We start from the raw sequence: 26736 nt of genomic DNA, 5'->3' as shown, positions 1-26736 counted from the left end.
GCTATTCGCTCCACGCACCTCACTAGCCGATCTTGTTGGGGATCCGCGCCTCGATCCTGCTGAAGGCGAAGACCAGAATGCCGGTGATCGTCATGTAGATCAGCGCCAGCAGCAGCAAGGGTTCGTAGGTCAGGTAGGTGTCCTGCCGCACCTTGGACGAAACGGCGAAGATATCGATGACGCTGATTGTCGCCACCAGCGGCGTCGACTTCAATTGCAACACGGTTTCGCCGGTCAGCGTCGGCAGCGCACGATAGAACGCCTGTGGCAGCCAGATGCGCCGAAATGTCTTCCAGCGGGTCATGCCGAAGGCACGGGCGGCCTCGAGCTGGCCCTTGGGAACGCCGGCAAAGGCGCCGCGCATCACCTCGCCCTCATAACCGGCGAAAGAGAGGGTCAGCGCCAGCACGCCATAAGGCCAGGCTTGCCGCAGATACGGCCACATCCAGGATTCGCGGATCCACGGATATTGCGGAAACAGCGAGCCCAGGCCGTAGTAGAGCAGCCACAGCTGGATCAGCAGCGGCGTGCCCCGAATCACCGTGCAAAAGACCTTGGCCGGTGCGGCGAACCAGAAGGAGCCGGTCGCCTGCGCCAGCCCCAGGGGCACGGCGAGCAGGAAGCCCAGCACGCAGGTGACGGCCAGGATCCACAGCGAGCGCCAGATGCCGAGCAACCCCATTTCATAATACTGCGGCAGCCAGTCCCACCGCATGAAAAAGGTGGCCCCCAGAACCAGCCCCAACGCCACAAGGATCAGCACGATGCGGTGCGGCTGCAACCACAGCGACGTTCGCGCGACGATATTGATAATGGCCGTTTCACCGGTCATCAGCGCGCCTCCTTGAGCGAAGGCATGCCGCGCCGCGACCAGGCCTCGATACGGCCGATGATCAGATTGGAAAACAGCGACAGCAGCAGATAGAGCACGCCGGCGGCGAAAAAGAAGGTGAAATAGGCTTTGGTGACCCCCGCCGCCTGCCGCGTTGCCAGCGCCAGTTCATAGAAGCCGACGACCGCCAGCAGGGCGGTGTCCTTGGTGGCGATCAGCCAGAGATTGGCGAGGCCCGGTATGGCGAAGGGCAGCATGGCCGGCAAGGTGATGCGCCGCAGCAGCAGGCCGGGAGACATTCCATAGGCGCGGGCGGCCTCGATCTGGCCTTGCGGAATGGCCAGGATCGCGCCGCGTATCACTTCGGTCGAATAGGCGCCCTGGACAAATCCGAGCACGGCGATGCCGGCGGCAAGACCGCTGATGTCGACGCGCTGATAACCCATTGCCGTCAGCGCCTGGTTGATCAGGTCGGTTCCGGCATAATACAGCAGCAGGATCAGCACCAGTTCGGGCACGGCGCGCACGATGGTGGTGTAGACGGCCAGGAGATCGCGTACCACCGGCCCGCCATAGAGCTTGCCATAGGCGCCTCCGGTGCCGATCAGAAGGCCGAGGCACGTGGCGCCCAGCGCGATCTCGATCGAATGGAGCAATCCAACCAAGAGAGCTCCGCCCCAGCCCGGCGGGTAGGGCGAGAGAAGCTCGATGATGCCGGCCGCGGAGGCCGAAAGAAGTGCGTCGATCAGCGTCGTCCCCGAATTGCTGGCGTCAGCCGCTGTCAATTCTCGTCAGCGGAAAGCGTGCGTGGACAGGTTTCGGCGAAACCGCACGGCGCGATGCCGTGCGGTTGTTGCTCATGCGTGGACGACGTCAGTTCGACTGTGTCGGGCCGCCGTAAATGTCGAAATCGAAGTACTTCTTTGAGATTTCGTCATACTTGCCGTTGGCGCGGATGGCCTTGATGCCGGCGTTGATCTTGTCCTTCAGCTCGGTGTCCTCCTTGCGCACGCCGGCGCCGACGCCCGGTCCGAGCACTTCATCGTCCGGAGCCACCATGCCCTTGAGGTCGCAGCACGCCTTGCCCTGGTCCGACTTGAGGAATTCGCCAAGCGCGATGGAATCGGCCTGCACCGCGTCGAGACGGCCAGCGGCGAGATCGTTGTTGGCCTCGTCCTGGGTCTGGTATTCCTTGATCTCGGCCGCCTCGGTGAAGTGCTTCTTGGCGTAGACGGCATGCACGGTCGACACCTGAACCCCGACCACCTTACCCTTGAGGTCCGCGGGAGCGGGCCCGAATTTCTGGTCCTTGGGACCGATGATCGCGGTTGGCGTGTTGTAATATTTGTCGGAGAAGTCGATCGTCTTCTGGCGCTCGGCGGTGATCGACATCGAGCTGGCGATGACATCGATCTTCTTTGTCGTCAGCGCCGGGATGATGCCGTCCCAGGCAACCGGGGTGATGACGCAGTCGAGCTTCTCTTCGGCGCAGACGGCGTCGATGAAATCGATCTCCCAGCCAACCCACTTGCCCGAAGCATCCGGCGAGGTGAAGGGTGGATAGGGCTCGGCGGCGACGCCGATCTTGACCGGATCGGCCTTGGCCACGCCCATGGCGGCGACGCCCAGCAGCAGCGCTGCGGCAAATGTCTTCAGAACAGTCTTCATTTCACGACTCCCAGTTTGTTGTTGGTTCCCGGTTTTCTTCCGTCTCGGCCTGTCCTAGCCGATGTTGCGGATGAACTGCTTGAGTCTTTCGGATCTGGGCGCGCCGAAGATCTGCTCCGGCGGTCCTTCTTCCTCGACCAATCCATTGTAGAGATAGACGACATGCGTCGCGACCTCGCGGGCGAACTTCATCTCGTGGGTGACCAGCACCATGGTGCGGCCTTCGCGCGCCAGATCGCCGATCACCTTCAGCACTTCGCCGACCAGTTCGGGATCGAGCGCCGAAGTCGGCTCGTCGAACAGCATGACGCGCGGATTGATGGCCAGCGCCCGGGCGATCGCGGCGCGCTGCTGCTGGCCGCCCGACAGATAGGCCGGATAGACGTCGCGCTTTTCGGCCAAGCCGACGCGGGCGAGCAGCTTCTCGGCCTCGCGGATCGCCACATCGCGCTGGACGCCAAGCACATGCACGGGAACCTCGATGACGTTCTCGATCAGCGTCATGTGGCTCCACAGGTTGAAGTTCTGGAACACCATGCCGAGCTTGGAGCGGATGCGCTCGATCTGCTTGCGGTCGGCCGGAACTGTGTGGCCGTGGCTGTCCGCCTTCAGCTTGATCTCTTCGCCATTGACGCGGATGATGCCGCTGGTCGGATTCTCTAGGCAGTTGATGCAGCGCAGCAGTGTCGATTTGCCCGAGCCTGAGCCGCCGATGATGGCGATGACCTCGCCGTCGCGCGCCGACAGCGAGACGCCTTTCAGCACATGCAGCTCACCGAACCTCTTGTGCAGGTTCTCGACGTGGATGGCTTCGGCGGCGCCGTCCTGCGCCGTGTGTTTCAGTGCGGGGACGGCGCTTTGCGCCATCATCCCTTCGACGCTCCGTGGAGTGGTCGAGCCCGTCGCTGCTGGATTCTTTTACCCATTACCCGTCACTGGACAGAGTTCCCGTTCTCAAGATGGACCGTTCCGCTTGCCTCCGTCAACCATGGTTTTTGGACTATTGATCACAGCTTGCCGTAGTGGTTAGTGGCGGCAACGGACGTCTCGGGAGAATTGAGTGGGCAAATCATACGGGTCGCAGTCCATGGCCGGACCGCTGAAACGCGTGCTTATGCGGTCCGCCGCCAGCGCCATGCGTGATGCCAGGGCGCAGGAATGGCACTACGGCCCGGGCTTCGATCCGGGAAAGGCCGCCGCCCAGCATGAGCGATTGACGCAGCTGGTTTCTGCCTCCGGCGCCGAGGTCGAATGGCTGACGGATGCCGACGACGGGCTGGCCGATTCGGTCTTCACCCATGATCCTTCGCTGATGACCGATCACGGCGCGATCATTCTTGCCATGGGCAAGGCGCTGCGCCGGACCGAGCCCGGCCTGCACGAAGCAGCCTACAAGCGCCTGGGCGTTCCCATCCTCGGCCGCATCGATGATCCTGGTCAGGTGGAAGGCGGCGACTGCGTCTGGGTGGACGCAAACACGCTGGCCGTTGGCCGTGGCGTGCGCACCAACCAGGATGGCATCCAGCAGCTCGCCAACCTGCTGTCGCCCAAGGGCATTTCGGTTTTCGGCTTCGATCTGCCGCTCTGGCACGGCGAGGAGGCCTGCCTGCACCTGATGTCGGTCATCAGTCCGCTCGCCGACGATCTGGCGCTGGTCTACGCGCCTCTGCTGCCGGCCGCCTTCTACCAGATGCTGAGGGCGCGCGGCATCACGCTGGTCGAGGGCGATGCCGATGAGTTCCATGCTTCCAACGGGCTCAGCCTCAATGTGCTGCCGACGGCGCCACGCCAGGTGATCGCCGTCGCAGGCTTCCCCAGGACGGCGGCTGCCATGCAGGCGGCCGGCTGCACGGTTTCGACCTTCGAGGCGGATGCGCTCTGCATCGCTTGCGAGGGTGGCCCGACCTGCCTGACGCGACCGGTGCTGCGCCAATGACCACCATCGGGACGACCGTCGGTGAGGCCCTCATTTCACTGCTCGAGGCCCATGGCGTCGACACGGTCTTCGGCATTCCCGGCGTGCACACGGTCGAACTCTATCGGGGGCTGGCGCGCTCGAATATCCGCCATGTCACGCCGCGCCACGAGCAGGGCGCCGGCTTCATGGCCGACGGCTATGCACGCGCCAGCGGCAGGCCGGGCGTCGCCTTCGTCATCACCGGACCGGGCCTGACCAACACCATCACCGCCATGGGACAGGCGCGCGCCGATTCGGTGCCGATGCTGGTGATCTCAGGCGTCAACGCCACCCCGACGCTGGGCAAGGGCCTGGGCCATCTGCATGAACTGCCCGACCAGCGCGGCATGATGGAGAAGGTGGCGCTGTCTTCGCTGCGGGTCACCGAGGCAAGAGAATTGCCCGGCGCGCTGGCGCAGGCCTTCGCGCTGTTTTCATCGGCCCGGCCCGGTCCGGTGCATATCGAAATCCCGACCGACGTCATGGTCAAGTCGGCGGATGGCCTCGCTGCCATGCTGAGCAATGCGGCACCGCCAGCGCCTTCCGGCGCGGCAATTGCCAGCGCGGCCAAACTCATCGCCGCCGCGCGCACTCCGTTGATCCTGGCCGGCGGCGGCGCCAAACGGGCCGAAGCGCCGTTGCGGCGTCTGGCCGAACGGCTGGGGGCGCCGGTCGTCGAGACCGCCAATGCGCGCGGCCTGCTGCATGCCCATCCGCTTTGCGTGCCGGCCAGTCCAAGCCTGAAGGCGGTGCGGGCCCTGATGGCGCAAGCGGACCTGGTCATTGCCGCCGGCACCGAGTTCGGCCCCACCGACTATGACGGCTACAGCGATGGCGGTTTCGTCCTGCCCGCCAATCTGATCCGCATCGATATCGGTGCAGACCAGCTGGCCCGTCGCCCGGCGACGGTTTCGATTCAGGCAGATTGCGCCGAGGCGTTCGAAGCGCTGCTCCTGGAAATCAGCCATGTCCCTGCAAGCGAGGGCGGCCCGTCGCGCGCCGCCGCTGCACGAGAGGCGGCCTTTGCCGAGATCAGTCCGACGATGCAGTCGCAGGTGCGCGCCGTGGAAGTGATCCGCGACACGCTGCCGGGTGCGCTCATCGTGGGCGATTCGACGCAGCCGATCTATGCCGCCAACCTCTACTATGACCATGACCGCCCCGGCGGCTGGTTCAATGCCGCCACCGGCTTCGGCGCGCTCGGCTACGGCCCGCCGGCGGCGATCGGCGCCGCCCTTGCCGTGCCCGATGCGCCGGTCGTCTGTCTCACGGGGGATGGCGGCTTCCAGTTCACGCTGCCGGAACTGGGCGCCGCGCTTGATGCCCAGACACCGGTCATCTTCGTCGTCTGGAACAATCGCGGCTACCGCGAGATCGAAACCTCGATGCTCGATGTCGGCGTCGAGCCTGTCGGCGTGTCGCCGGCGCCGCCGGATTTCTGCAAGCTGGCCGAAGCCTATGGCCTTGGTGCGGAACGGCTTGCCGATATCGACGCCCTGGCGGACGCGTTGAAACGCGCCCGGGCAACCGGACTACCGCGCGTCATCGAAATCACAGTCGACTGAAGAGTGGCGGCGCAACGGGCTTCATGTGCCTCAGCCGGCATGGACCCGGCTGGCCGACGGGCCGATGCATGCAAAGACGCAACAACTGCCATGTCGAGATATCAGTTGAGTGATGGTGCGAAAGGCGCGACGCTCTGCGTCGGGCGGCGTAACAAGCGACACAATCAAAAAAATAACAGGAGCGGTCCAGGATGACGGAAACACTTGAAGGCAGGCACATTGTCGTGACCGGAGGCACCGGGGCGCTCGGTGGTGCGGTCGTCGGCAAACTGCTGAGTGAGGGCGCGATCTGCCATGTGCCCAATGCCCATGCCGCGGCGCCCGGGCATTTCCCCTTTACCGAGCATGACCGCGTCAAGCTGGTGCACAATGTCGATCTCTCGGACTCCGCCAAGGTCGAGGCGTTCTACAGCCAGGTTCCGGGGCTGTGGGGTTCGATCCACCTGGCCGGCGGCTTCACCGCGGCGCCGGTGGAAAAGATCGAGTCGGCATCCTTTGCCGAGATGATGGACACCAACGCACGCACCGCCTTCCTGTGCTGCCGCGCGGCGGTGCGCTCGATGCTGGCGTCGGACATCGCGGGCCGCATCGTCAATGTCACGGCGCGCGCCGGGCTCGACCCGCGGCGCGGCAGCGGCATGGTCGCCTACGCCGCCAGCAAGGCCGCGGTAGCGGCGATGACGGTGGCGATGGCCGAGGAGCTGAAAGGCAAGGGCATCCTGGTCAATGCCGTGGCGCCATCGACGCTCGACACGCCGGCAAACCGCGCCGATATGCCGGATGCCGATGTCAGCAGATGGGTCAGTCTCGAAGCGGCGGCCGAAGCCATTGCCTATCTCGTCTCGCCAGCCAATCAGGCGATGAGCGGAACGCTGGTGCCGCTCTACGGCAGGGCCTGAGCAGAAACCGTCGAAACAGGGCAGGTGGCGTCCGATCCATCTGCGTTGCGGTAGCTGTAGAGCCGCAGCGGGGAGGTAGCATCCGTCGGACACTCCTTGAGCCATGACGGCGGGTGGCCCTCCATCAGCGCTGCCGCGAATGGATAGGTGTTTTCGAGTTCTAGCGACGGTGGGCCTCTCCACCCGCAAAGGGCGACATGCGTCGCCTTGGACGCATCGAGAAACGTGCGCGGGTCGGCGGTCGAGGGATCAAGGAAGCGATAGCTCCGTTCGATCCCTTGAGCCGACGGGTGGTTGGGGATTGTCACCACCTTGGGACCTTCGGCAAGAGCCAGAAGATGCGCTCCGATCAACGGTGGCGTCAGGACGACGGCGCCAGCAGGCCAACCCTGCCGCGGTTCAACATGCCTGAGATCGCAACTGTCGGCGAACTCGGCGGCGGGAATGGCTGCCTGCGATGGTCTTGCCGACAGCTGGTACAGCGCCATTGCCGCGGACAAAACCAAACCGGGCAGGATTAACGCGTATCTTCGCGATCCCACCGGCACGCGTGATTTCAAATAGCGCCCCAGTCCCGCATCTGGTGGCAGGAAACTCGCCAGCACGAAGGTCAGACCGATGCCGGAAAAGACCGGAAGATAGCGAAAGTAACGGAAGTAGCCGATCGCCAGCCCCAGCGAGAGCAGCGAGAACAGCGACAGGATGACCAGCGGCCGGCTTCGGCTCTGCGGATTGAGGCAGATGACTGCCGGGGCGAGCGCGCCGACGAACAGCAACGCCATGCTGGGAAAGCTCTCCGACAAAACGAAATCAGGGCGCCGGAACAGGCTCAGTTCCTGAGGGATCCTGTTGAGCATGTTGTCGCGTACATAGGCGTCGAGCGAAGCATAAGGGCCGGCCAGGCATTGTGGGAACAACATCACCAGCGCCGCCGCGCTGACGGCCGCGAACACCAGCAAGATTGCTGTCCGCGTCGCCCATCCGCCGCGCCGGCCGACCAGCAAAGACACCACGGCAAATGAAAGCCCGGCCGCGACGAGTGCCGTCACATGCGGGGTCGAATAGGTGTCGCATCTGACTGCGGAATAGGCTGAAGGCGGCACGATCGCGGCGAACAGGCCGACCGCGCCCAGGGCCAATGCCAGCCCAAAGCCAGCGATCCTGTCTGCACCCCGTTCGCGGCCGAATACCCAGTCAAAGGCATAGACCGCCATCACCAGCGCGTAGAACGGCGCGAACTCGGCGCTGATGGCAAGCGCCAAGGCCGCCAGCAGCCCGTTGACGAAGGCAGCGAAGCGGTTCTGCGACAACATCAAGACCAGGGCCGCGAGCAGAAGCAGTATTTGCAGATTGTGGTAGTCGATCCGTCCCGGGGCGTATTCGAAAAAGCTGCGCGCGGCAAAGATCAGAGCCAGCGGCAATGCAACGGCCGGGTTGGCAAAGCCCACTGCGATCACGAGCCGATTGTAGAAATAGAGCGCGGGCGCAAGCAGCAGCAGCGGGACGACAAAGCTTGCCAGCGTCAGCGCCGGCTCGAAGCCGGCAAACGGCATCAGCAGACGCGCGAAGGCGGCATAGGGCAGGTCCACGATCCATGGCCAGTGCGAGACATAGGGCTCCGGCTGGACAACGCCGGGCAGCGTCCGGTCGAAGATGTTGCCCGTTTCAAGCAAGGTGCGGACTTCGTGCAGTTTGACGAGGTCGTCCACGTCGCCATTGAGCTGGAAGCCCAGGGACCAGAGCACAGCCATCAAGATCGCCATTCCGCAAAAGCAGAACAAGGCCGGTGACCCGATGTAGAGACGCGGCAACCACGAAGAGCCCGTAGCGGGACAATCGTCGTCATTGCGCATGGAAAGCCTCTCCTTGGATTACTGGCAGATACGCGAGGAAGTTTATCTTACCGTAAAGAAAAACCCCGCCGGATCGCTCTGGCGGGGTTGAACTGACCACCGCCCAAGGCGGTGGGGGCAGATGACCTAGCTGCCCTGCTTCTTCAGCGCGGCACCCAGGATGTCGCCGAGCGAAGCGCCGGAGTCGGTCGAGCCGTACTGGGCGACCGCTTCCTTCTCTTCGGCGATTTCCAGCGCCTTGATCGAGACCTGCAGCTTGCGGGTCTTCTTGTCGAAGGCGATGACGCGCGCGTCGACCTTCTGGCCGACGGTGAAGCGCTCGGGGCGCTGCTCGTCGCGGTCACGGCTGAGATCGGAGCGCTTGATGAAGGTCTCGATGCCGCTGTCGACCAGCCGCACTTCCAGACCGCCATCCTTGACGCCGATGACTTCGCAGGTGACGACCGCGTTCTTGCGCAGTTCGCCGCTCGTCGCTGCTTCGCCAACCGTATCCTTGGCCAGCTGCTTGATGCCGAGCGAGATGCGCTCCTTGTCGATGTCGACGTCGAGCACCTGCGCCTTGACCATGTCACCGCGATTGTACTCTTCGATGACCTGCTCGCCCGGACGGGTCCAGTCGAGATCGGAGAGATGGACCATGCCGTCGACATCGCCTTCGAGGCCGATGAACAGGCCGAACTCGGTCTTGTTCTTGACCTCGCCCTCGACCTGGCTGCCGACCGGATGGCTGCTGGCGAAAGCCTGCCACGGATTCTCGAGCGTCTGCTTGAGGCCGAGCGAGATGCGGCGCTTGGCCGGATCGACTTCGAGCACCACCACGTCGACTTCCTGGGTCGTCGACAGGATCTTGCCGGGATGCACGTTCTTCTTCGTCCACGACATTTCCGAAACGTGGATGAGGCCTTCGATGCCCGGCTCCAGCTCGACGAACGCGCCGTAGTCGGTGATATTGGTGACGGTACCCTTGATCTTCTTGCCGATCGGGAACTTGGTGCCGATCTCGGACCACGGATCGCTCTCGAGCTGCTTCATGCCGAGCGAGATGCGATGGGTTTCCTGGTTGATGCGGATGATCTGCACCTTGACCGTCTGACCGATGTTGAGGATTTCGGTCGGATGGTTGACGCGGCGCCATGCCATGTCGGTGACATGCAGCAGGCCGTCGATGCCGCCGAGATCGACGAACGCACCGTAGTCGGTGATGTTCTTGACGACGCCTTCGACAACCTGGCCTTCTTCGAGGTTCTGCACGATTTCCGAACGCTGCTCGGCGCGGCTCTCCTCGAGCACGGTGCGGCGCGACACCACGATGTTGCCGCGGCGGCGATCCATCTTGAGGATCTCGAAGGGCTGCGGGTTGTGCATCAGCGGGGAGACGTCGCGGATCGGGCGGATATCGACCTGGCTGCGCGGCAGGAAGGCCACGGCACCGTCGAGGTCGACGGTGAAGCCGCCCTTGACCTGGTTGAAGATGACGCCTTCGACGCGCTCGCCCTTGGTGAACTTCTCTTCGAGACGGACCCAGCTCTCTTCGCGGCGGGCCTTTTCACGGCTGAGCATCGCTTCGCCAAGCGCGTTCTCGATGCGCTCGACATAGACTTCGACGGTGTCACCGACCTTGAGGGTGGTGTCCTTGCCCTTGACGCCGAATTCCTTCAGCGGCACGCGGCCTTCGACCTTGAGGCCGACGTCGATGATGGCCATGTCCTTTTCGATCGCCGTGATCGTGCCCTTGACGACCTGGCCTTCGCCGGAATGACCTGTTGTGAATGATTCTTCGAGCAGGCTCGCGAAATCGTCGCGAGTGGGATTTGCAGCTGACATTGTTTCTCCTGGAGTGCCCCGCTTCTGTCGCGGGACGGGCGCCGTGGGTTAGCGTTGCGTTGGCCTGCCGGCGTTCCGGGCTACAAAAGCCCTGGGCCGCTCTTTAAGCGGCAATTCCGGCGCATGAAGAATGCTGGCAGGCTGGTTCGTGCCCGATATGGGTATTTTCTTCGCCTCCGGCAACGGAAACACGAGGGAAAAACCCACTCAGGCCTTGTCTCTCTTGGCCAGCACGTCGTCGATGATCGCCATGGCCGCAAGAAACGCGGCTTCTATAGCCATTTCGCTGGTATCAAGCAAGTGCGCGTCTGCGGCCGGCTTCAAGGGCGAGTCGGCGCGGCCCATGTCGCGCTCGTCACGGCGCACGATATCGGCGAGGATCTCGGTGAAATCGGCGGTGCCGCCGATGCTCTCGATCTCGGCCAGTCGCCGCCGCGCCCGCACCTCGGCGCTCGCCGTCACATAGAGTTTTATGTCGGCGTTGGGGCAGACTACGGTGCCGATGTCGCGGCCGTCGAGCACTGCACCTGGCGGCGTCGTGGCGAATGCGCGCTGCTTTTCGACCAGGATGCGCCGCACGGAAGGAAACACCGCGACCTTCGAGGCCGCCTCGCCGACCGCATGCGCCGACAGCACCGCCCGGTCGAGCTTGGCCAGATCGACCTGGCGCGCAGCGGTTTCGGCCGCCGAGACATTGTCGAGCGGCAGCGCGTGCTGGATCAGCGCATAGGCCACCGCGCGATAGGTGAGGCCGGTGTCGAGCAGGTTCAGCCGGTAGTGGTCGGCGAGCCGCCGGGCCAGCGTGCCTTTGCCGGCGCCAGCGGGACCATCGATGGCGATGGTGAAAGGGCTACTCAACATTTGCAGCTTTTGCTTCCCGCCATTTTTCCTCGAAAAGACTGCCTTCAATTTCGACGGCCGTTGTATCTGGTTGAGCATTGATTTCGTTGAGATATGGAACAGGTGCGCCTTCTAGCCAAGCTGTCCCCCATTCCAACTTTGTTGCCCAGGATATCATTCCTATGGCGCTGCCATCACGGCAATGAACTTCCCGGCTGAGGGACCGATCATCCTCAACCTCGGTCCAGTAATCAGTCGGCACATCGGGTTGGCTGCTTTTCCAACGGCAATGAATGTATTGCATTCGCTCCCTCGTCAGCTGGCGCAATCGACTGCCGTCGCGAGTTTCGCTACCCGATCTCCGCGCCCAGCCCCTTCATAAGCCCCATGAATTCCGGAAAACTGGTCGCGATCATCGCCTGGTCGTCAATGGTGACGGGCTTTTCCGTTGCCAGCCCCATGACCAGAAAACTCATGGCGATGCGATGGTCGAGATGGGTTTGCACCGTTGTATCCGGGCCGTTCGGATGGCGGCCGAGACCCTTGCCGCCCGGCTTTCCGCGTACCGCAAGCGAAGCCTCGCCCTCGGTGCAGTCGACGCCGTTGAGCTTCAGACCGTCGGCGACAGCCGACAGCCGGTCGGATTCCTTCACCCTCAGCTCTTCCAGCCCTTGCATCAGCGTTTCGCCCTCGGCGAAGCTGGCCGCGACCGCAAGCACGGGATATTCGTCGATCATCGACGGCGCCCGCTCGGGCGGCACGGTGACACCCTTAAGCTCGGAATAACGCACGCGCAGGTCGGCGACATCCTCGCCGCCGGCATTGCGCGGGTTGAGAATCTCGATCTTGCCGCCCATTTCCTGCAGCGTCAAAAGCAGGCCGGTGCGGGTCGGGTTCATCAGCACATTCTCGATCACGATGTCGGAGCCCGGCACGATCAGTGCGGCCACCAGCGGGAAGCCGGCCGAGGACGGGTCGCCCGGCACCGCGATCGTCTGGCCGGTCAGCTTGCCCTGGCCTTCGATGAAGATGTGGCGCACGCCGCGCTCGTCGGTCTCGACCGACAGATTGGCGCCAAAGCCTTTCAGCATCTTTTCGGTGTGATCGCGCGTCATGACAGGCTCGATCACGGTGGTGATGCCCGGCGTGTTCAACCCGGCCAGCAGCACCGCCGACTTCACCTGCGCCGAAGCCATCGGCACGCGGTAGGTGATGGGCGCGGCATGCTTGGGCCCATGCAGCGTGATCGGCATGCGGTCGCCCGGTGTCGCCTTCAGCACCTGCACGCCCATCTGGCGCAAGGGTTCGAGCACGCGGCCCATTGGCCGGCCCGACAGCGAGGCGTCGCCGATGAAGGTCGTTTCCATGTCATAGGTGCCGACCAGGCCCATTGTCAGCCGCGAGCCGGTGCCGGCATTGCCGAAGTCGAGCGGGCCTTCCGGCTGCAGCAGCGCGCCATTGCCGGTGCCGCGGATCACCCATTCGGCGCCGCGCTTCTCGATATGCGCGCCCATCGCCTTCATGGCAGCACCGGTGCGCATCACGTCCTCTCCTTCCAGCAGGCCGGTGATGCGGGTCTCGCCGGAGGCGAGGCCGCCAAACATGAAGGAGCGGTGCGAGATCGACTTGTCGCCCGGCACGCGCGCCGTGCCGGCAAGGGCTGGTGATTTGCGAGCGGTGGCCGACTTTGGGGGGGCGGCGTGAGACATGGAATTTCCCTGGGCGGAATGCCGGCGGGCCGGCGCTTTTCATTTGTTGCGGCGGTCTCGTATCACGGCGGGCCGAAATGGTCATCCCCCATGGTCGTCATCGACGCGAGGCCTTTCATTGCATGGTTTTGTGACGCCGGCTTTTCGCTTTGACAGCGCTGCAAACTGTGGTTAAGGGGACCACTCTTTTATTGACGAGGCTTGCCGTGGCAAAAACCGAACTTGGCACAAAACGTATCGACCCGGAGACGGGCCGAAAATTCTACGACCTGAACAAGGACCCGATCGTCTCGCCTTACACCGGCAAGACTTATCCGCGTTCCTATTTCGAGGAAGGCAAGATCGCCGCCCTCGAGGAGGAAGAGGAAGTGGCCGAGAAGGAAGTGGACGCCGAGGACGAAGAGGGCGTTGAGGTCGTCTCGCTCGAAGAGGCCGACGAGGACGTCAAAGCTGACGATCTGCCGGATCTCGGCGACGACGAGGACGATGTCGACCTCGGCGACGACGAGGATGACACGTTCCTTGCCGACGAAGAAGAAGAAGACGACGACGTTGCCGACATGATCGGCGTCGGCGACGACGACGACGAGGTCTGATCGGCCTTGAAAGCAGGCGTTTGCCAGCTTTCGTGGCCTGTGAAGAAAAAGCCGCTCTCTTAGGCTTGATATTGACGAAAGGCGGGGTTAGAAGCCGCCTGCACTAACGGCGCGGTCTCCAACCCACGCCGGATCTCTTCGCCGGAAACGGCGCCGGTTGACTGCCGGAAGTGGGGCCATAGCTCAGTTGGGAGAGCGCTTGAATGGCATTCAAGAGGTCGTCGGTTCGATTCCGATTGGCTCCACCAAGTTCCCTCTAGGCCGTTGATTTTCCTAGAAAGCCTTTGATTTGAAGGCCTATTCTACGAACATGGTCGAAGCACTTTCCTGAAGCCACCATTTTCGAAGCCGTTCGACCGGCTATTGAATGCGATGGATTTGGGATGAAACCTTGCCCTTTCGAGCAGGCAGACCAATCCAGCAGCCGCGAGCGGGTATGGGCGGCGTTCGATTTCCTTCCCGCATGCGCTCATTTCGAGTAATGCTATGAGTGGGCGCCTTCCGATCGCGCGGGGACGGCGCTGTTAGGTGGCGGCGTGACCGTGATCGGCTTTGATTGCAGCGTTTGCCATCTAGAATTGCGTGCTTCGAGGCTGGAACATGGAACACAGGCTCGCGGCGGTGCTGGCAGCCGACATGGCTGGATACTCTCGGCTCATGGAAGCCGACGAGAGGGGCACGCTTGCGCGGCTCAAAACGCATCGGATCGAACTCATTGATCCGGCGATCGCCAAGAACCAGGGCCGCATCATCAAAACCACCGGTGACGGCATGCTGGTCGAGTTCCAGAGCGTGGCAGATGCCGTGCGCTGCGCCGCGGAGGTGCAGATCCGCATGCGTCGCCGCAACGCCGACGTGCCGGAGGCCGGACGCATTCAGTTCCGGATCGGCATCAATCTCGGCGACATCATCTTCGATGAGGGCGACATTTATGGCGACGGCGTGAATGTCGCCGCCCGGCTGGAGCAGATGGCCGAAGTCGGCGGGGTGTGCGTCACCCAGGCCGTGTACGAACAGGTCTTCGATCGGCTCGAAATCAAGTTCGAGGACCTCGGCGAGAAGGCCTTGAAGAACATCTCCCGCCCGATACGGGTCTGGCGCGCGGTGCTGGACGATGCAGCCGATCCGCGAGCGGGGGACGGCTCGGCCCGGCACAGCGTGGTGAAGCCGTCGATTGCGGTCCTGCCGTTCGCCAACATGAGCGGCGAATCCGAACAGGAATTTTTCGTGGACGGACTGACCGAGGATATCATCACGGAACTTTCGCGGCGGCACGAGCTGTTCGTCATCTCGCGCAACTCCACCTTCGTCTACAAGGGGCAGTCGGTAAACCTCCGCGAAATCGCCCGGAAGCTGGGCGCGCAATTCCTGGTGGAAGGCAGTGTTCGCAAATCGGGCGGTCAGCTCAGGGTGACGGCGCAGTTGATCGATACTGCCACGGATACGCACATCTGGGCCGAGCGATACGACCGCAAGCTCGACGATGTTTTCGCCATTCAGGACGAACTGACCGCAGCGATAGTGGCCACGCTGCCAGGCCGCGTCGAAGCCGCGCAGCAGGATGTCGTGGCGCGCAAAACACCCGCCAACATGGCAGCATACGAATGCGTGCTCGCGGCCAAGGTCCGCCACCATCGTAGCAGTCGAGCCGAGAATGAGGAGGCGCTGAAGCTGGTGACACGAGCGCTGGAACTCGACCCCGAATACGCGCATGCCCATGCCTGGCGGGGCTGCATCCTGGGGCAAGCTTGGGGCTACGGCTGGTGCGCCGATAAGGACGCTGCTTTCGACGAAGTCGTCCGTGAGCTTGAGTTGGCGCAAGCGCTGGACAGCAACGATGCCGACGTTCAGCGGATATTGGCCGCCATCAGCATCAGCCGCAACGATCTGACGAAGGCTCGGCACCACCAGGAGCGGGCTCTCGCACTCAATCCGAACTATGATCTCGTCGTGGTCCAGCACGGCGAGCTTTTGACTTGGCTCGGTCGCCCCAAGGAAGGGGCCGACTGGATTCGCAAGGCGATGCGGTTGAACCCTCACCACCCGGAACGCTTCTGGAGCCATCTTGGGAAAGCTCACTTTACAGCCCACGAATATCCCGAAGCAATCGAGGCCTTCATGCATCTGTCGAAGATGGATGCCAACCAACACGCTTTTGTCGCGGCGGCCTATCACTGGCTCGGCGATCGGACCGCTGCGTCCGCTCACCTCGCTCAAATAGACAAGGTCGATCCGGAATTTACGATCGATGCGTTGGTCTCGACCCTGCACTACGAGAACGAGGCGGATCTTCATCACCTGGTTGATGGACTGAAGTCACCCGAAGCGGCGCAGGTGAAAGCATAGTCATCACCACTCGGCGAAGGAACCGTCCTTGTGGCGCCAGATCGGGTTGCGCCAGCGGTGGCCTTCCTTGGCGCGCTCCTTGACATAGTCCTCGTCGATCTCGACGCCGAGGCCCGGGCCATCGGGAATGGCGACATAGCCATCCTCATAGCGGAAGACATCCTTGTTGGCGGCATAGTCGAGCAGGTCGTTGGCGGCATTGTAGTGGATGCCGAGGCTCTGCTCCTGGATGAAGCAGTTGTAGCTGACCGCATCGAGCTGCAGGCAGGCGGCAAGCGCGATCGGCCCGAGCGGACAGTGCGGCGCCACCGCGACATCATAGGCCTCGGCCATCGCCGCGATCTTGCGGCATTCGGTGATACCGCCGGCATGCGACAGATCGGGCTGGATGATGTCGACGACGCCCTCCTCGAACACCGACTTGAAGTCCCAGCGGCTGTAGAGCCGCTCGCCGAGCGCAATCGGCGTCGAGCCGAGGGCGGCTATTTCCTTCAGCGCCTCGCGGTTTTCGCTCAGCACCGGCTCCTCGATGAACATCAGCCTGTAGGGCTCCAACTCCTTGACCAGGATGCGCGCCATCGGCCGGTGCACGCGGCCGTGGAAATCGACCGCGATGCCGATGTTGGGGCCGACGGCCTCGCGCACCATGGCTACCCGCTCGACCGCGGCATCTATTCTGTCATGGCTATCGACGATCTGCAGTTCCTCGGTGCCGTTCATCTTGAGCGCTAGGAAGCCGCGCGCCACCACTTCCCGGGCGCCGGCGGCGACCTCGGCCGGACGGTCGCCGCCGATCCAGGAATAAACCTTGATGCTGTCACGCAACTTGCCGCCGAGCAGTTCATGTACGGGCACGCCGAGCGCCTTGCCCTTGATGTCCCACAGCGCCTGGTCGATGCCGGCGATGGCGCTCATCAGGATCGGCCCACCACGGTAGAAGCCGCCGCGATGCATCACCGTCCAGTGGTCCTCGATCAGGCGCGGGTCCTTGCCGATGAGATAGTCACCAAGCTCCTTGACCGCCGCCTCGACGGTCAGCGCCCGACCCTCGACGACCGGCTCGCCCCAGCCGGTGACGCCGGCGTCGGTCTCGATCTTCAGGAAAAGCCAGCGCGGCGGAACGATGTAGGTGGTGAGCGAGATGATTTTCATGCGCAGTCTCAGTTGTTCTTGAGTTTCTTGGCGCTGACGAGGTCGCGCGCCGCAAGGTCGAGGATCTTGTTTGCCGCCCCACGCGCCGCCTCGGCGTCGCGCATGCGCAGCGCCTCGACCACCTCGCGATGTGCCGCCACCGCTTCCAGGCGCCGTTCGAGCGAAATCGTCGCCGTCGCCTCCAGCGAGAATTTGAGACCTGTGTCGATCAGATTGCCGATCTGGCGGAAGATCGGGTTGTGGCTCGCGGCATAGACGATCTGGTGGAAAGCGATGTCGGAGCGCGAGAAAGCGGCGCGATCCTCTCCGGCGCCTGCCATGCCGCGCCACGCCGCTTCGAGATCGGCGATCTCCTGCAGAGTCGCGCGCGTCGCGGCAAGCTCGGCGACCAGCGGTTCGATGGCCCGGCGTGTTTCCAGGATGGCGTCGAAGAGCTTGTCGTCCAGCGCATGCGGCGCATGCCACGCCAGCACTTGCGGGTCGATGATGTTCCAGTCGTCCTCGTTGCAGACGATGGTGCCGACGCGCGGCCGCGACAACACCAGCCCCTTGGCGGCCAGCACCTTCAGGGCCTCGCGGATAACGGTGCGGCTGACGCCATACTCGACGCCAAGTTCGTTTTCTGTCGGCAAGGAGGATCCGGCCGGGTAGCGGCCGGAAAAGATGTCCGAGGCCATCGCCTTGGTCACGTCGGGCATGACGCGCGGGCGACGGGTGGTCACACCCTCCGGGGCCTTCTTCGAAATTTCGGTCACCTTAGCCCTCCTCCAAGGCGGCGAACCTGCGAGTTCGCGCAACCGGCCCGGCATTAGCGGATGCAAACGAGTTGCGCCAGCGATCGTTGGTCAGAGCATGTACCTTAATTATCATACCAGATCAATTGACGAGTATGATAAAAGCGAATAGAAACGCCGACACCCGGGCTGAGCGCCCGGCCTATCGCTGGGAGGTAATCATGCGACTTTTGAAGACCGCGCTCGTCGCGGGCGCGCTTGCCGTGCTGTCCGTCACGACGATCGCTTCTGCCTACGCTCAGGACACCAAGATCGGCTTCATCGTCAAGCAGCCTGAGGAACCTTGGTTCCAGGACGAATGGAAATTCGCCGACCAGGCCGCCAAGGAAAAGGGCTTCACCCTCGTCAAGATCGGCGCCGAGGACGGTGAGAAGCTGATGTCGGCGATCGACAATCTCGGTGCCCAGGGCGCCCAAGGCTTCATCGTCTGCACGCCGGACGTGAAGCTCGGACCTGGCATCGTCGCCAAGGCCGCCGCCAACAATCTCAAGCTGATGACCGTCGACGACCGTCTGGTCGGTGCCGACGGCAAGGCGCTGGAAGACGTGCCGCACATGGGCATCTCGGCCACCAAGATCGGCGAGGCCGTCGGCCAGGCGATCGTCGATGAAATGAAGGCGCGCGGCTGGAAGGCTGACGAGGTTGGCGCCATCCGCGTCTCCTATGATCAGCTGCCGACGGCGGTCGATCGCGTCGAAGGCGCCATCTCGGTGCTGAAGGCGAACGGCTTCAAGGCGGAGAACATCTTCGACGCGCCGCAGGCCAAGACCGACACGGAAGCCGCGCTGAACGCCGCGACGGTCGTGCTCAATGCGCACGCCGACATCAAGAAGTGGGTCTCCTTCGGCCTCAATGACGAAGCCGTGCTGGGCGCCGTGCGCGCCTCCGAGAGCGTCGGCATCCCGGCGGACGGCATGATCGGCGTCGGCATCGGCGGCGCGGATTCGGCGATCAACGAGTTCAAGAAGCCGGCCGCCACCGGCTTTGTCGGCACCGTGATCATCTCGCCGAAGCGCCATGGCTATGAGACGGCGCTCAACATGTACGACTGGGTTGCCAACAACAAGGAACCGGAGAAGCTGATTCTGACCTCCGGCGCGCTGGCCAAGCGGGACGACTATCAGAAGGTCCGCCAGGGCCTCGGCATCGAATAATCCTCCCTGTACAAACAGGCGGCGGCTCATCCCGCCGCCTGTTTGTCATGGCACAACAAGGATCGACGCCCGTGTCCTTTCTCGACTTCTCGCGCATCACCAAGACCTATCCGGGCGTCAAGGCACTGTCGGACGTCTCTTTCGGCGTCGACAAGGGCGTCGTGCATGGCCTGATGGGCGAGAACGGCGCGGGCAAATCCACCCTGATCAAGATCCTGTCCGGCGACCAGCATGCCGACGCGGGTGAGATCAGCATCGACGGCAAGGTCCAGACCTATGCCTCGACCCGGGATGCCTTCGACAATGGCGTCATCGTCATCCACCAGGAACTGCAGCTCGTTCCCGAGCTCACGGTTGCCGAAAACCTCAGCCTCGGCCGCTTTCCCGCCAGCGCCGGCATCATCGCGCGCACCAGGATGCTGGACGACGTCGGCGCCAAGCTAAAATCGGCCGGCATCGACATCGACATGCGCCGCAAGGTCAAGACGCTGTCGATCGGCGAGCGCCAGATGGTCGAGATCGCCAAGGCGATCATGCTCGACGCGCGCGTCATCGCGCTGGACGAGCCGACCTCGTCGCTGTCGTCGCGCGAAAGCGAAATCCTGTTTGCCCTGATCGATCGGCTGCGCGGCGAGGGCAAGGTGATCATCTATGTGTCGCATCGATTGGATGAAGTGTTCCGGCTTTGCGACAGCCTGACCGTGCTGCGCGACGGCAAGCTGGCGGCGCACCATGTTTCGCTGAAAGGTGTTACCCGCGACCAGGTCGTCGCCGAAATGGTCGGCCGCGAGATTTCGGACATTTGGGGTTTTCGGCCGCGCAAGGCAGGCAACGTCCGCCTGAAGATCGAGGCCCTGTCAGGGGCAAAGCTGACGACGCCGGCCAGCTTCGAGGCGAGAGCCGGCGAGATCGTCGGCTTCTTCGGTCTGATCGGCGCTGGCCGCTCGGAACTGATGCGGCTGGTCTTCGGCGCCGATCTGCGCTCGGGCGGCGCCATCACCGTCGACGGCAAGGGGATCCACGCCACCGATCCGCATGGCGCGATCCGGGCCGGCATCGTGCTGTGCTCGGAAGATCGCAAGCATGACGGCATCATCCAGGGCCGCTCGATCGAGGAGAACATCAACATCTCGTCGCGCCGCCATCACACACGCTTTGGCGTGCTCAACCGGGCCAGCGAGATCGCGACCGCCGAAACCTTCATCAAGAAGCTCAAGGTGCGCACGCCGTCGCGCAAGCAGGACATTATCAACCTCTCCGGCGGCAACCAGCAGAAGGTCATCCTTGGCCGCTGGCTGTCCGAGCAGGGCGTGCGGGTGCTCATCGTCGACGAGCCGACACGCGGCATCGACGTCGGCGCCAAATCGGAAATCTACGAACTTCTCTATCAGCTTGCCGAGGACGGCATGGCGATCGTTGTCGTCTCGTCCGAACTGCCGGAGGTGATGGGCATCTGCGACCGCATCCTGGTGATGTGCGGTGGGCGCATCAGCGCCGAACTCACACGCCACCAGTTCGCCGAGAAGGCGATCCTGGCCGCCGCTCTTCCCGACAAGAAAACCCCCGACGCGATCGCATCCTGAGGACCCCCCCGCCATGACCGACCGGTTGAAGAAGATCCTGCTCGGCGAACAGGGCCTTGTCGTCATTTTCATCGTTGCCTTCGCGCTGGTGTCGGCTCTGGTGCCGAACTTCCTCACCGACCGCAACATGCTCGGCCTGCTGCAGTCGGTGGTCACCGTTGGCATCGTCGCCTGCACCATGATGTTCTGCCTCGCGGCGCGCGACTTCGACCTGTCGGTCGGCTCCATCGTCGCCTTCGCCGGGATGGTCGCGGTGATGGCGTCGAACGCCACCGGTTCGATTCTGCTCGGCCTTCTGGCGGCAATTGCCTGCGGCGCCTTCGTCGGCTTCATCAACGGCGTTGTCATCGCCAAATTCCGCATCAACGCGCTGATCACCACCCTGGCCACCATGCAGATCGTGCGCGGCCTTGCCCTGATCGCGTCCGACGGCCGCGCCGTCGGCATCAACAGCCCGGATTTCTACCAGCTGGCGCTATCGAAACTGCTCGGCATACCGACGCCGATCTGGGTGCTGGCCGTTCTCTTCGGCGTCTTCGGTTTCGTCCTCAACCGCACCGTCTTTGGCAAGAACACGCTGGCCATCGGCGGCAATCCGGAGGCCTCCCGGCTGGCCGGCGTCAATGTCGACTGGACGCGCATCTGGATCTTTACGCTGCAGGGCGTCGTCTGCGGCATCGCCGGCATCCTGCTCGCGTCGCGCATCACCTCCGGCCAGCCCAACGCGGCGGTCGGGCTTGAGCTTTCGGTCATCTCGGCTTGCGTGCTCGGCGGCGTCTCGCTCGCAGGCGGCCGCGCCACCATGTCGGGCGTGATCGTCGGCGTGCTGATCATGGGCATCGCCGAAAACGCCATGAACCTGCTCAACATCCCGGCCTTCTACCAGTACATCGTGCGCGGCGTTATCTTGCTCCTGGCGGTCCTGCTCGACAATCTGCGCTCGTCGGCACTGGGCCGGCGTTGAGCGTCTTCGACTGGAGCAACAAAATGGCTGAGCGCCTGTCCGGCAAACGCATCTTCCTGACAGGGGCCGCGCAAGGCATCGGGCTCGCCATCGCCGAAGCCTGTTTGGCCGAGGGAGCAAGACTGTTCCTGGTCGACCGCGACAGCGCGCTGCTGGACAAGACTGTCGCTGGCCTTGCCGCACCACAAGGCTATGTCGGGCATACCGCAGCCGACATCAGCGATTGGGCGGCGATTGCCGCGGCTGTCAGCCGGGCAAACAACGAAATCGGCCCCGTCAACGCGCTGATCAACAATGCCGGTGTCAATGTGTTTTCGACGCCGCTCGACACCAGCGAGGAGGAGTGGAACCGCAATTTCGACGTCAACGTCAAGGGCGCCTGGAACTGCAGCAAGGCAGTCTTGCCGGGTATGATCGCAAGCGGCGGCGGCGCAATCCTCAACATCGCCTCGACGCACAGCTTCACCATCATTCCGCACACCTTCCCCTATCCCGTCGCCAAGCACGCTCTGCTCGGCCTGACCAAATCGCTGGCACTCGAATATGCGGGGCAGGGCGTGCGCGTGAACGCGCTGGCGCCGGGCTATGTCGAGACGCAAAAGGCCATCGACTACTGGAACAGTTTTCCTGATCCGGCCGCGGCGCGCGCGGACACCATGGCGCTGCATCCCGGCGGCCGCATCGCCTCGACGCACGAGATCGCGCTCGCCGCGGTGTTCATGATTTCCGACGAGTGCCCGTTCATGAACGCGGCCAGCCTCGTCGTCGATGGCGGGCTGAGCCAGCTGCAGCATCCCGCCTGAGTGCCGGGGAAGATCTAGCCAAGAGACGATCGCAGCACGGGTTCGGCGGTTTGGGCAAAGGGTTGAACCGGGTCGGCGCCACCAGCTGAGGAGAGAAATTCTAATCGCCGTCGCGGATTTGGAATAAACTAACTCTACAGAATTTATAGAATAAGCAATCTGCACTGGCGATATGGTTTTCCACCCGGACAGGACCCCGCCATGCCCAACCTTTTGCGCTCGCCCTCAATTCCGTCTGGCATGACCGGCCAACGTCGTCGGACTTCGGGAGGCAGGCCATGACCCGCGACATCCCTGACCGCATCAAGGTGCTCTGGTTCCTGCCGACGCATGGCGACAGCCGTTATCTCGGCACATCGGAAGGCGGCAGGGCCGTCGACCTGCCCTACCTGACGCAAGTAGCAAAGGCAGCCGACACGCTGGGTTACTACGGGGTGCTGTTGCCGACCGGCCGGGCCTGCGAGGATTCCTGGGTGATCGCCTCGGCGCTGGTGCCGCTGACCGAGCGGTTGCGCTTCCTTGTCGCCGTGCGGCCCGGCCTGCAATCGCCAACGCTCGCTGCACGCATGACGGCGACGCTCGACCGCATCTCAAATGGTCGCCTGCTGATCAACGTCGTCACCGGCGGCGATCCGCTGGAGAACAAGGGGGACGGCATTTTCCTGTCGCACGCCGAACGCTATGAAGTGACGCAGGAATTCCTGCAGATCTACAAGCGCGTGCTGAGCGGCGAGACGGTCGAGCACGAGGGCAAGCATTTCCGCATCGAGGACGGCCGGCTGCTGTTTCCGCCGGTGCAGACGCCATACCCGCCGCTCTATTTCGGTGGCTCGTCCGACGCCGGATCCGTGGTGGCGGCGCAGGAGATCGACAAATACCTGACCTGGGGCGAGCCGCCGGCCGATGTCGAGCGCAAGCTTGACGGCGTGCGTGAACTCGCCGAGAAAGCCGGCCGTAAGCTCTCCTTCGGTATCCGCCTGCATGTCATCGCGCGCGAGACGACCGAACAGGCCTGGGCCGCGGCGGACAGCCTGATCAGCCGGCTCGACGATGCGACGATCGCCTCGGCGCAAAAGGTCTTTGCCCGCATGGATTCGGTCGGCCAGGCGCGGATGAGCGCACTGCACGCCGGCAACCGCGCCAAGCTCGAGATCGCGCCCAATCTGTGGGCCGGCGTCGGTCTGGTGCGCGGTGGCGCCGGCACGGCACTTGTCGGCGATCCCGACACGATTGCCGAACGCATCGATGAATACCGTCGCCTCGGCATCGATACCTTCATCCTGTCCGGCTATCCGCATCTCGAAGAAGCCTACCGCTTTGGCGAACTGGTGCTGCCGAAACTGCCGACCGATCATCCGGTGAAGGCCGCCGGCTCGTCGGTCAACACCGGCCCGTTCGGCGAGACAATTGCCGGCGACCACCGGCCGAAATCACTCGCCAGCGCCTCGTGAACGCGCTTCCTCCGGCCCGTCGGTTGCGCGTCGCCATCATCGGCGGCGGCTTTTCCGGCGCCGCGGTGGCCTGGCATCTGGCGCGGGCTTCTCGACCGGAGCGCCTGTCGATCACGGTGATCGAGCCGCGACCGGCGCTCGGCGGCGGCCTTGCCTATTCCAGCGAGGAGCCGGTGCACCGGGTCAATGTCCCGGCGGTCAGAATGAGCATGGCCCCAGAGGATCCGCAGCATTTTGCGCGCTGGTTGAGCCGTGACGGTGAACTCGAACGCGATGCGGACGCCATCTGGAAGAATGGCGAAGTCTATCCACGCCGGCGCGCGTTCGGCCGCTATGTCGCCGAGCACCTCGCACCCTGGCTCGGTTCGGGCGCGGTGCGTCATGTCGGCGCTCTCGCCACACATATCGCACGTGACGAGGACGGCAGGGGCTGGACCGTACACACCTCGGACAGGCCGGTCGCCACCGACATCGTCGTCCTGGCGGCGACGCATCCGCTGCCCAATATTCCCGCCGCTCTGGCCTCGCTGGCCGAGGCGCCGGGGTTCATCGCCGATCCGTACGCTCCTGCAGCGCTTGCCGGGATCGGGCGGGAGGCGTCGGTGCTGATCGTCGGCTCCGGACTGACCTCGGCCGACATGGTTGCCGAACTCGATCGTCGCGGCCATCGCGGCCGTATCCTGGCGCTGTCTCGCCGCGGGTTGCGCTCGCGCGGCCACCCGGACATCAGGGGTGAGCCCTTTGGTGACTTTGCCTCCGTGCCGGCCACAACGGCGCTGCGGCTGCTCAAAACCATCCGTGCGACGCTGGCAGCGGCACACGCGGCCAATGTCAACTGGCAGTCCGTCTTCGACCAGCTGCGCCAGCAGGGGCCGGTGCTGTGGGCCGCACTTGCGCCGCTGGAGCGGGCAAGGCTGGTCCGCCAGTTGCGCGTGTTCTGGGATGTGCATCGCTTCAGGATCGCACCGCAGGTGGCGGCCGTGCTCGACCGCCGCCATGCAGCCGGCACGTTCGACAATATTGCTGCCAGGCTTGTCGCATCGAACCATGAGGACGACAGCCTGGCGGTCAGCTTTCAACGGCGTGGGCAGACGCGGATCGAGACGGCCCGCTTCGATGCCATCATCAACACCACCGGCCCGGCGCATGGGCAGGCGCTGCAGCTCAACCCGGCATTGCGCTCGCTGACCGAGGCCGGGCTGATCGGGATGGATCCCTACGGGCTCGGTATCGAGACAAGTCGCGACAGCCGCGCCGTCGGCCGGGACGGCAGGGCGGTCAGGACACTGTTTGTCGCCGGTCCGTTGGCACGCGGGACTTTCGGCGAACTCATGGGCCTGCCGGAGGTTGCCCGCCATGCGCAGGCAGTCGCGGCCGAGATCGCAAAGCAGCTCGACACGCCAGCCGAGGCCATCGGCGCTACTGCCGGGCACGTTCGGGTCGCGGGCTGACAACGGGAAGCCGGGTCTGCCGCGCAAAATTGGTATTTCCGTCCCGAGAGGGCTTCAAAAACGGAAAATCCTTCTTTGTATATATATTCTATAAACATAATAAATATTGGTGAAAACCGGCTGCGGTCGGATCGATCAACGACACCGCCTGAAGGGGAGACAGTTCATGGCACACGCTGAGACCGACGCGATCAAATTCGCCTACTGGGTGCCCAATGTTTCGGGCGGCCTGGTGATCTCCAACATCGAGCAGCGCACCAACCATTCGGCTGAATACAATCGCAAGCTGGCGCAGATCGCCGAGAAGGCCGGCTTCGACTACGCGCTCAGCCAGATCCGTTTCACCGCCGGCTACGGCGCCGACGAGCAGCATGAATCGGTGGCGTTCAGCCATGACCTGCTGGCGGCGACCACCACGCTCAAGGTCATCGCGGCGATCTTGCCCGGACCGTGGAATCCGGCGCTGGCGGCCAAGCAGATCGCCACCATCAGCTACCTGACCAACGGTCGCGTCGCCATCAACCTCGTTTCCGGCTGGTTCCGTGGCGAATTCCACGCCATCGGCGAGCATTGGCTCGACCATGACGAGCGCTATCGCCGCTCGGAGGAGTTCATCCGTTCGCTGCGCGGAATATGGACGCAGGACAGCTTCACCTTTCGTGGCGATTTCTATCGCTTCAACGAATATTCGCTGAAGCCGAAGCCGCCGCATCCGCTGCCCGAAATCTTCCAGGGCGGCTCGTCGCGCGCCGCGCGCGACATGGCATCGCGCGTTTCGGACTGGTACTTCACCAACGGCAACACACCGGCCGAGATCGCCAAACAGGTGGATGACATCCAGGCCAAGGCAAAGGCCAACAACCATTCCGTCAAGGTAGGCGTCAATGCCTTCGCCATCGTCCGCGAGACCGAGGACGAGGCCAAGGCGGTGCTCGCCGAAATCATCACCAAGGCCAATCCTGAGGCGGTCAATGCCTTTGGCCATGAGGTCAAGAATGCCGGCAAGGCCTCGCCGGAAGGCGAGGGCAATTGGGCGAAATCGTCCTTCGACGATCTGGTCCAATACAATGACGGCTTCCGCTCGAACCTGATCGGCACGCCGAGGCAGGTCGCCGAGCGCATCGTCGACCTGAAGCGCGCCGGCGCCGATCTCATCCTGCTCGGCTTCCTGCACTTCCAGGAAGAGGTCGAGTATTTCGGCAAGCATGTCATCCCGCTCGTTCGCGAACTGGAAGACAGCGAGGCGGCAGCCTCGCTGGCAGCGGAATAGTCACCCCACTGGTTGGCCGGACAGA

Annotated in this window: 23 protein-coding genes and 1 tRNA gene; 13 read left to right on the top strand and 11 right to left on the bottom strand. The window is 63.7% G+C overall.

Features of this window, described 5'->3' with window-relative positions; all coding sequences use genetic code 11:
- Positions 1-22: 22 nt before the first annotated feature.
- From AC0ZT5_RS13200 to AC0ZT5_RS13185, 4 genes are all read right to left on the bottom strand, one after another.
- The gene (locus AC0ZT5_RS13200) at positions 23-832 is read right to left on the bottom strand and encodes an ABC transporter permease (RefSeq protein ID WP_095082939.1); all 810 of its coding nucleotides are present in this window, start codon (positions 830-832) and stop codon (positions 23-25) included.
- Positions 832-1545: an ABC transporter permease gene (locus AC0ZT5_RS13195; RefSeq protein WP_206073704.1), complete on the bottom strand. Its 714-nt coding sequence runs from the start codon at positions 1543-1545 to the stop codon at positions 832-834. The genes AC0ZT5_RS13200 and AC0ZT5_RS13195 overlap by 1 nt, the downstream gene beginning before the upstream one ends.
- 160 nt (positions 1546-1705) lie before the next feature.
- Positions 1706-2500: a transporter substrate-binding domain-containing protein gene (locus tag AC0ZT5_RS13190; protein WP_095082937.1), complete on the bottom strand. Its 795-nt coding sequence runs from the start codon at positions 2498-2500 to the stop codon at positions 1706-1708.
- A 54-nt stretch (positions 2501-2554) separates the two neighbouring features.
- The gene (locus tag AC0ZT5_RS13185) at positions 2555-3367 is read right to left on the bottom strand and encodes an ABC transporter ATP-binding protein (RefSeq protein ID WP_488496875.1); all 813 of its coding nucleotides are present in this window, start codon (positions 3365-3367) and stop codon (positions 2555-2557) included.
- Between the two features lie 220 nt (positions 3368-3587).
- Here AC0ZT5_RS13185 and AC0ZT5_RS13180 point away from each other — a divergent pair, with 220 nt between their 5' ends.
- The 3 genes from AC0ZT5_RS13180 to AC0ZT5_RS13170 all read left to right on the top strand — a co-directional run bounded on the left by AC0ZT5_RS13180 (position 3588) and on the right by AC0ZT5_RS13170 (position 6921).
- Positions 3588-4436, top strand: a complete 849-nt coding sequence (locus tag AC0ZT5_RS13180) for a dimethylarginine dimethylaminohydrolase family protein (protein WP_488496874.1) — start codon at positions 3588-3590, stop codon at positions 4434-4436.
- Positions 4433-6022: a 5-guanidino-2-oxopentanoate decarboxylase gene (locus AC0ZT5_RS13175; protein WP_488496784.1), complete on the top strand. Its 1590-nt coding sequence runs from the start codon at positions 4433-4435 to the stop codon at positions 6020-6022. Before AC0ZT5_RS13180 ends, AC0ZT5_RS13175 begins: the two co-directional genes overlap by 4 nt.
- 191 nt (positions 6023-6213) lie before the next feature.
- Positions 6214-6921: an SDR family NAD(P)-dependent oxidoreductase gene (locus tag AC0ZT5_RS13170; protein WP_488496783.1), complete on the top strand. Its 708-nt coding sequence runs from the start codon at positions 6214-6216 to the stop codon at positions 6919-6921.
- On the opposite strand, the gene AC0ZT5_RS13165 is transcribed toward AC0ZT5_RS13170, so the two are convergent.
- The 5 genes from AC0ZT5_RS13165 to aroA form a co-directional block, all read right to left on the bottom strand.
- Positions 6906-8672, bottom strand: coding sequence for a DUF998 domain-containing protein (locus AC0ZT5_RS13165; RefSeq protein WP_488496782.1), 1767 nt, complete (start codon positions 8670-8672; stop codon positions 6906-6908). The two genes, AC0ZT5_RS13170 and AC0ZT5_RS13165, sit on opposite strands and share 16 nt — an antisense overlap.
- Positions 8673-8900: 228 nt before the next feature.
- A complete protein-coding gene (gene rpsA / locus AC0ZT5_RS13160) occupies positions 8901-10598 on the bottom strand; it encodes a 30S ribosomal protein S1 (RefSeq protein ID WP_013528183.1) in 1698 nt (565 codons plus the stop codon).
- 207 nt (positions 10599-10805) lie between these two features.
- Positions 10806-11456 (bottom strand): (d)CMP kinase, encoded by a 651-nt coding sequence (gene cmk / locus AC0ZT5_RS13155; RefSeq protein WP_488496873.1) that lies wholly within the window; start codon positions 11454-11456, stop codon positions 10806-10808.
- The gene (locus tag AC0ZT5_RS13150; protein ID WP_488496781.1) at positions 11449-11742 is read right to left on the bottom strand and encodes a DUF6881 domain-containing protein; all 294 of its coding nucleotides are present in this window, start codon (positions 11740-11742) and stop codon (positions 11449-11451) included. Before AC0ZT5_RS13150 ends, cmk begins: the two co-directional genes overlap by 8 nt.
- Positions 11743-11788: 46 nt before the next feature.
- Positions 11789-13147 carry a 3-phosphoshikimate 1-carboxyvinyltransferase gene (gene aroA, locus AC0ZT5_RS13145; RefSeq protein WP_488496780.1) on the bottom strand — a complete coding sequence of 453 codons (1359 nt, stop codon included), beginning with the start codon at positions 13145-13147 and terminating at the stop codon, positions 11789-11791.
- A 206-nt stretch (positions 13148-13353) separates the two neighbouring features.
- Here aroA and AC0ZT5_RS13140 point away from each other — a divergent pair, with 206 nt between their 5' ends.
- From AC0ZT5_RS13140 to AC0ZT5_RS13130, 3 genes are all read left to right on the top strand, one after another.
- On the top strand, positions 13354-13743 hold the full coding sequence (locus tag AC0ZT5_RS13140) for a TIGR02300 family protein (protein ID WP_091581070.1): 390 nt from the start codon (positions 13354-13356) through the stop codon (positions 13741-13743).
- 172 nt (positions 13744-13915) lie between these two features.
- Positions 13916-13991 (top strand) — tRNA-Ala (locus AC0ZT5_RS13135).
- Between the two features lie 352 nt (positions 13992-14343).
- The gene (locus AC0ZT5_RS13130; protein ID WP_488496779.1) at positions 14344-16089 is read left to right on the top strand and encodes an adenylate/guanylate cyclase domain-containing protein; all 1746 of its coding nucleotides are present in this window, start codon (positions 14344-14346) and stop codon (positions 16087-16089) included.
- Positions 16090-16092: 3 nt separating this feature from the next.
- Here the strand turns inward: AC0ZT5_RS13130 and dgoD are convergent, their stop codons facing one another.
- Together dgoD and AC0ZT5_RS13120 are read right to left on the bottom strand one after the other, a co-directional pair.
- On the bottom strand, positions 16093-17241 hold the full coding sequence (dgoD, locus tag AC0ZT5_RS13125) for a galactonate dehydratase (protein WP_111544911.1): 1149 nt from the start codon (positions 17239-17241) through the stop codon (positions 16093-16095).
- 8 nt (positions 17242-17249) lie between these two features.
- Positions 17250-17939, bottom strand: a complete 690-nt coding sequence (locus AC0ZT5_RS13120) for a FadR/GntR family transcriptional regulator (protein WP_477413068.1) — start codon at positions 17937-17939, stop codon at positions 17250-17252.
- Between the two features lie 257 nt (positions 17940-18196).
- On the opposite strand from AC0ZT5_RS13120, the gene AC0ZT5_RS13115 reads away from it, so the two are divergent.
- The 7 genes from AC0ZT5_RS13115 to sfnG all read left to right on the top strand — a co-directional run bounded on the left by AC0ZT5_RS13115 (position 18197) and on the right by sfnG (position 26711).
- Positions 18197-19189 (top strand): arabinose ABC transporter substrate-binding protein, encoded by a 993-nt coding sequence (locus AC0ZT5_RS13115; protein ID WP_477412967.1) that lies wholly within the window; start codon positions 18197-18199, stop codon positions 19187-19189.
- 71 nt (positions 19190-19260) lie between these two features.
- A complete protein-coding gene (gene araG / locus AC0ZT5_RS13110) occupies positions 19261-20772 on the top strand; it encodes an L-arabinose ABC transporter ATP-binding protein AraG (RefSeq protein WP_488496778.1) in 1512 nt (503 codons plus the stop codon).
- 13 nt (positions 20773-20785) lie between these two features.
- Positions 20786-21736, top strand: coding sequence for an L-arabinose ABC transporter permease AraH (gene araH, locus AC0ZT5_RS13105; protein WP_488496777.1), 951 nt, complete (start codon positions 20786-20788; stop codon positions 21734-21736).
- Between the two features lie 23 nt (positions 21737-21759).
- Positions 21760-22539: an SDR family oxidoreductase gene (locus AC0ZT5_RS13100; protein ID WP_488496776.1), complete on the top strand. Its 780-nt coding sequence runs from the start codon at positions 21760-21762 to the stop codon at positions 22537-22539.
- A 278-nt stretch (positions 22540-22817) separates the two neighbouring features.
- Positions 22818-23990: an FMNH2-dependent alkanesulfonate monooxygenase gene (ssuD, locus tag AC0ZT5_RS13095; RefSeq protein WP_488496775.1), complete on the top strand. Its 1173-nt coding sequence runs from the start codon at positions 22818-22820 to the stop codon at positions 23988-23990.
- The gene (locus tag AC0ZT5_RS13090) at positions 23987-25441 is read left to right on the top strand and encodes an FAD/NAD(P)-binding protein (RefSeq protein WP_488496774.1); all 1455 of its coding nucleotides are present in this window, start codon (positions 23987-23989) and stop codon (positions 25439-25441) included. Before ssuD ends, AC0ZT5_RS13090 begins: the two co-directional genes overlap by 4 nt.
- A 166-nt stretch (positions 25442-25607) precedes the next feature.
- Complete coding sequence (gene sfnG / locus AC0ZT5_RS13085) at positions 25608-26711, top strand: dimethylsulfone monooxygenase SfnG (protein WP_488496773.1); 1104 nt, start codon at positions 25608-25610, stop codon at positions 26709-26711.
- Positions 26712-26736 lie beyond the last annotated feature (25 nt).

It is taken from the genome of Mesorhizobium sp. CNPSo 4670, assembly GCF_057784235.1.
This window is presented reverse-complemented; position numbering and strand designations above follow the sequence as displayed.